At 67.5% G+C, this 2,186-nt stretch carries 3 protein-coding genes; all 3 read right to left on the reverse strand.

Annotation, left to right across the window (positions count from 1 at the left end):
* On the reverse strand, positions 1–311 hold a 311-nt coding region (locus tag B2W70_RS00840; RefSeq protein WP_286742044.1), incomplete at its 3' end, for a flagellar basal body protein.
* A 20-nt stretch (positions 312–331) separates the two neighbouring features.
* Positions 332–1,387 (reverse strand): flagellar assembly peptidoglycan hydrolase FlgJ, encoded by a 1,056-nt coding sequence (flgJ, locus tag B2W70_RS00845; protein WP_286742045.1) that lies wholly within the window; start codon positions 1,385–1,387, stop codon positions 332–334.
* Between the two features lies 1 nt (position 1,388).
* A partial coding sequence (gene flgI / locus B2W70_RS00850; protein WP_286742046.1) for a flagellar basal body P-ring protein FlgI occupies positions 1,389–2,186 on the reverse strand: 798 nt, incomplete at its 5' end.

Genomic DNA, 2,186 nt, shown 5'->3' on the forward strand with positions numbered 1-2,186 from the left:
TCGCCGGTGGGCAGCACTTTTTCGATCTGGTTGAGCTTTTCCAGGCGGGTCTGGTCGGCCGCCGCCATGGACTGGTTCAGGTTGTTTTCCTTGATCAGGAATTCGTTGGTCTGGCGCGAGATGGTGTTGACCTTGACGCCGCGACCGAAAAAGCCCGCACCGGTGTAGAGCCCGCTCTCGGTCGCCAGCTCCACCTTCTGGCGTGAGTAGCCGGGCGTGTTGGCGTTGCTGATGTTGTGGCTGATGGTGTCCAGGTTGACCTGGGCGGCCGACATGGCCCGCGTGCCCAGACCGAAGATGCCTGATCCCATGGTGTCCTCCGATCAGGTCGTCACGCCATGCTGCGCTGGACGCGCAGGGCGGTGTTGATGACCTGGGTCAGCTTGTTCGCGTAAGCCGGGTCGGTGGCGTAGCCTGCCTTTTGCAGGCCCTGGGCGTAGCCCTGCGCCGTGTCGGCCTTGGCGACGGTTTGACTGTAGCGCGGGCTCTGCGTGAGCAGGCGGGCGTGGTCCTTGAAAGCGTCCTCGTAGGAGTCATACGCACGGAATTTGGCCGTCACCTTGCGGGCGACGCCGCCGATGTACTCGGTGGTGGTCACCTCGGCGACCTTGCCCGTCCAGTTGGCGGTGGCCTTGATGCCGAAGAGGTTGTGGCTGGGCGTGCCGTCCTTCATCTTGATCTCGTGCTTGCCCCAGCCGGATTCCAGCGCGGCCTGGCCCAGGATGTGCCCCGAGGCGATGCCGGTGGCGGCCTCGGCGGCCTTGGCCGCTTCGTGGTGTTTGCGGATGAACTGCTCGCTGTGGCTCAGGCGTTTGCCATCGGTGGGGCTGCTGGCGCTGTTCGCGGTGTTCGTGCGGGCGTTGCCCCGATCCAGGCTCTGGGCCCGGCGCAGGATCTCGTCCAGGCCGGTGCTGTTGCCGCCTGGAAAGCCCCCCGCGTCGAGGTCGCTGAGGTCTCCCAGGTCGCCGAGCTGGCCCAGGCCCTTGAAGGAGCCCTCGCTGGCCATGCGACGCAGGGGGCTCGCAGCGGCCGTGGTGCCAGCGCTGGCGGCGGCCTTGTCCTGGACCTCCGGCTTGAGGCCCATCTGGCGCTCGAGTTGGCGGGTGATGGCGTCGGCCAGGCCGCCTGGTCGCCCGGTCATCTGCCCGGCGAACTGGGTGTCGAGCATGCCGGTGGCCATCTCGGAGCCGCTGTTGTCGAACATGCCGGTGGACATGGTCGATGCGCGCATGCTTTTCATCAGCTCGCCCATGAACAGGCTTTCGAGCTGCTTGGCGGTCTCGCGCACCGCGGCGCGCGGGTTGGTGCCGGAGGTGCCCTTGAGGCGGTCCAGCGACCGCAGGTCCATGGTCAGGCCATTGCTGGCGGCGGGGTTGTTCACGCTCATGTCAGATCACCTCCAGCTCGGCTTGTAGCGCGCCGGCCGCCTTCATGGCTTGCAGGATGGCCAGCAGGTCCTGCGGGTTGGCGCCCAGGGTGTTGAGCGCCTTGACAACGTCGGTGAGCTTGCTGCCGGCGGGCATCTGGATGATGTTGCCGGGCTCCTGGTTGATCTGGATGTCGGCCTTCTCGGTGACCACGGTCTGGCCTTGTGAGAACGCATTGGGCTGGCTGACCACCGGGGTGGAGCTGATGGTCACCGACAGGTTGCCGTGGGCCACCGCGCAGGGGCCGATGGTCACGGCCTGGTTCATGACGATGGAGCCGGTGCGCGCGTTGACGATGATCTTGGCCGATGGCGTGGCGCGGTCGATGGAGAGGTTTTCCAGGTCGGCCATGAAGGCCACGCGCTCGCCACTTTGCTGGGGCAGGCGAACCATCACGCTGCGCCCGCTCAGGGCTTCGGCGGTGCCGGGGCCCTTGGCCTTGTTGATCGCGTTGACCACTTCGCGGGCGGTGTTGAAGTCGTCGGACTGCAGGTCGTACTGGATGGCGCTGCCCTGCATCCAGGGCGTGGGCACCGAGCGCTCGACGGTGGCCCCAGCCGGGATGCGGCCGGCGCTCAGGTGGTTGACCGTGACCTTGGAGCCCCCGGCGGCGGCGCCTGCGCCGACCACGACCACGTTGCCCTGCGCGAGCGCGTAGATCTGGCCGTCGGCGCCCTTGAGCGGGGTGGCGATCAGGGTGCCGCCGCGCAGCGACTTGGCGTTGCCCAGCGACGAGACGTTGATGTCCAGCGGCTGGCC

The sequence above is a fragment of the Aquabacterium sp. UBA2148 genome (assembly GCF_002328915.1).
In the GTDB taxonomy this organism is placed as follows: domain Bacteria; phylum Pseudomonadota; class Gammaproteobacteria; order Burkholderiales; family Burkholderiaceae_C; genus Aquabacterium; species Aquabacterium parvum.